Origin of the sequence: Mycobacterium sp. (genome assembly GCF_049683935.1) — a bacterium.
In the GTDB taxonomy this organism is placed as follows: domain Bacteria; phylum Actinomycetota; class Actinomycetes; order Mycobacteriales; family Mycobacteriaceae; genus Mycobacterium.
Genome location: NZ_JBAUJR010000138.1, coordinates 1 through 3,134 on the forward strand (window position 1 = coordinate 1; position 3,134 = coordinate 3,134).

Annotated in this window: 3 protein-coding genes and 1 pseudogene; 2 read left to right on the forward strand and 2 right to left on the reverse strand. The window is 67.6% G+C overall.

What is annotated here, in order from left to right:
- Nucleotides 1–292 (reverse strand): annotated as a pseudogene (locus tag WA965_RS08005) (HNH endonuclease signature motif containing protein); the annotation flags it as partial.
- A gap of 101 nt (nt 293–393) precedes the next feature.
- Between WA965_RS08005 and WA965_RS08010 the strand changes: the two are divergent.
- The gene (locus WA965_RS08010; protein WP_526295135.1) at nt 394–1,065 is read left to right on the forward strand and encodes a L,D-transpeptidase family protein; all 672 of its coding nucleotides are present in this window, start codon (nt 394–396) and stop codon (nt 1,063–1,065) included.
- 27 nt (nt 1,066–1,092) lie between these two features.
- Here WA965_RS08010 and WA965_RS08015 read toward each other — a convergent pair whose 3' ends face one another.
- On the reverse strand, nt 1,093–1,551 hold the full coding sequence (locus WA965_RS08015) for a nuclear transport factor 2 family protein (protein ID WP_178359538.1): 459 nt from the start codon (nt 1,549–1,551) through the stop codon (nt 1,093–1,095).
- An 89-nt stretch (nt 1,552–1,640) separates the two neighbouring features.
- Between WA965_RS08015 and WA965_RS08020 the strand changes: the two genes are divergently transcribed.
- Nucleotides 1,641–3,134, forward strand: a 1,494-nt coding sequence (locus WA965_RS08020; protein ID WP_526447338.1) for an Hsp70 family protein, incomplete at its 3' end; no start/stop codon positions are given.

Genomic DNA, 3,134 nt, shown 5'->3' on the forward strand with positions numbered 1-3,134 from the left:
TCAGCCGACGATTCGCTTCGGCCCCCGAGAGGCGCCAGCGGACGGTCAGGACGTCTTTCCAGGACTTGGCACCCAGCTGCTGTGGAGTGGTCTCGGTCTGCAGCCGGGCCAACAACCGCTGCCTCACCGCCGGGAGCTGGCACCCCAACGTTTCGAGCTCATCGAGGGGTCCGATCAGCTCAGCGCGGGTCAGCAGGTCGAGGTCGCAGGCGGCGACCGCGTCGAAGGCGGCCCGCAACGCGGTCACCGCCTCCTGCAACCCCGCCGTACCCGACATATTTCGAACATACATTCGACCACCGACAACGGGATGCGCTGCATATGGCGGCGTCGCTACCTGATCGTGGCCGAATCTTTATCGGGGATGCGGCGTCGAGCCGTCACGATGGAGCGATGCGCCGATCGCTGATATTGCTGTGCGCGGCGACGATCTGTGCGGTCATGGGAATCCTGGCCGGGCCGCAGTCCCTGGCGCAGTCGGCGCCGTGGTTCGCCCGCTCAGTCGGAGGCGCCACCCAGGTTCTAGCGGTCACCGGCACAGGTGGGTCCGACGCCAAGCTCGATGTCTGGGAGCGGACCGCCGCGGGCTGGCAGCCGGTGACCGGCGGCATCGGGGTTCCGGCGAAGATCGGCTCAAAAGGCATGTCGCCCGATCACTTCGACGGATCATTGATGACGCCGAAGGGCATCTACACGCTGGATTTCGCGTTCGGCACCGAACCCAACCCCGGCGGCGGCCTGCAGTACGTCCAGGTCGGACCCGACCACTGGTGGGACGGCGACATGGAAAGCCCGACCTACAACACCATGCAGGTGTGCAAGAAAGACGCGTGCCCGTTCAACACCTCGCTGAGCGCGGGCACCGAGAACCTGCAGATCCCGCAGTACGCCCACGCAGTCGTGATGGGCGTCAACAAGGAACGGGTTCCCGGAAAGGGTGGAGCGTTCTTCGTGCACAGCACCGACGGCGGGGCCACCGCCGGGTGCGTGGCGATCGACGATGCCACGCTGGTGACGATCATGCGCTGGCTGCGGCCGGGCGCGATGATCGCGATCACCGAGTAGCGGTCACGATGCTCCGCCCGATGTGAGTCAGAGATTCAGTGCCCGGCCGGCTTTGACCTTGAAGTTCAACGCCTCCAGCGACATCGAGGCGTCGTAGGTGCGGTCGTAGCCGGTCTCGCAGATCTTCCAGCCGTCCTCGGTTCGGCGGTACCTGTCGTGGTAGAAGCCGGCGCCGATCAGCATGAAGTTGAAGTCGGGCGCGATCACCCGGTCCTGCAGGTACCAGGTGGCTTTGGCCTCGTCGCCGTCGACGGTGATCTCGGGGTGGTTGACCCGATGTTCGGTCAGAATCTCGGGCCCCAGCGAGTTGCGCATGAAGCCGACGAGCTCGTCGCGGCTGGTGAAGTGGTGCTCCTCGCCGATCGACTCGCCATACCGGCCGATCACATCGTCGGTGAGAGTCTCGGCAAACTCGTCCCAGTGTTTGGTGTCGAGAGCGCGGAGATACCGGTACTTGACCTGCTTGATGTCGTCGATGTCACCCATTGCGACATTGCAGCACACCCCCAGCAATCACGGATAGGCCGAGTGTCTGACTGGCCGGAATCGGTGCGGCCGCTATCGTGGCCTGGGTCATGACCGATCCCCTGGGGTTGTCCATCGGGACGACCAACCTTGTCGCAGCGAGTGTCGGGCAGCAGCCGGTGATTCGCCGTTCGGTGCTGACCGTTTTCGGCCACGCCGCCCCCGAGGTCGGCACGCCTCCGGCACACCGCGGCGACGGGGTGGTGCTGTCCGGTTTCGTGGACCGGATCGGTGATTCGGTGCCGCTGGTGGCCGCCGACGGTGCCAGCTACCCCGCCGAACAACTGCTGGTCGAAGCGCTCGAATCGATGGCGGGCCTGGCCGCGCCTCAACCGCCTGCGGACGTGGCCATCGCCGTGCCCTCGTACTGGACTCCGGCGATGTCGGGGGCGTTGCACGCCGCGTTGAGAGCCAGCTCGATCCTGGCGCCCGGCGGTATGGTGCCGAGGCTGATACCCGACGCGGTGGCGGCCCTGACGGCCCTGAACGCCAACCCGGGCATCAACAGGCAGGGCGTGGTGGCGCTGCTGGACTTCGGCGGCGGGGGTACCAGCATCACTTTGGCCGACGCGGCGTCGGCGTTCACCGTGATCGACGGCACCGACAGGTTCCCCGATTTCGCCGGGGACCAGATCGATCAGGCATTGCTGAGCCATGTGCTGGACGGGATCGCCGGAGGAGGCGACGTCGATCCCGGCCAGACCGCCGCTGTCGGTTCGCTGGCCTCGTTGCGGGAGCAGTGCCGCTCGGCCAAGGAGCGGCTGTCCCGGGAGACCGTCACCGGGATGACCGTCGAACTCCCCGGTTACCGCGGTGACATCCGCGTGACGCGAGCCGAGTTGGAGGAGTTGATCGCTCGGCCGCTGACCGGTGTCGTCGACGCACTCGATGACATGTTGGGGCGCAACAACATCAGCTGGGACGCTGTCTCCGCGGTCGCGTTGGTCGGCGGCGGGGCGAGCATTCCGCTGATCGTGCAACGTCTTTCGGAGCGTTCGCGCGCCCGGGTGGTGACGACCCCGCAGCCCGCTCTGGACGCCGGGGTCGGTGCGGCACTTTTTGCGGCCTACGGGCGCAGCGCGGACACCGCGACCTGGGTCGCACCGGCGGCCGGAGTGCCCGCTCCGCCGGCAGCGGATCCGGGGTCGTCGACATTTCGGGCCCTGGCGTGGTCGCAGGACGACGACGCCGGCGACGACGTCGTTCCTTACTCCGGGGAAGACCCCTACCTCACGGCCGATGCGTACGAGCCGACCGAGAACTTCGAGCCGGAACCCGTCGCGCAGGACGACGACGTCAAACCCTGGCAGCGTCTGCCGATGGCGGTGTTCGGGATCGCGGCGGCGCTCGCGCTCGTCGCCGTGGGTGGCGTTGCCATCGCGTTGACCAGTGTCGACAGCGACGAACCGACCACCCCGACCCCGGGCAACGTGCCGCTGAGCAGCGAGCTGCCCCCGTCGCAGGACGCCGTCACCATCACCAATGAGCCTGTGCAGCCGCCGCCACCGGCGCCCACGACCGCGGTCGCTCCGCCGCCCGCGGTG

Bases quoted from the DNA above. Each gene is read 5' to 3' on its own strand.
- WA965_RS08015 (WP_178359538.1), bottom strand. From the start codon at position 1,551: ATGGGTGACATCGACGACATCAAGCAGGTCAAGTACCGGTATCTCCGC.
- WA965_RS08010 (WP_526295135.1), top strand. From the start codon at position 394: ATGCGCCGATCGCTGATATTGCTGTGCGCGGCGACGATCTGTGCGGTC.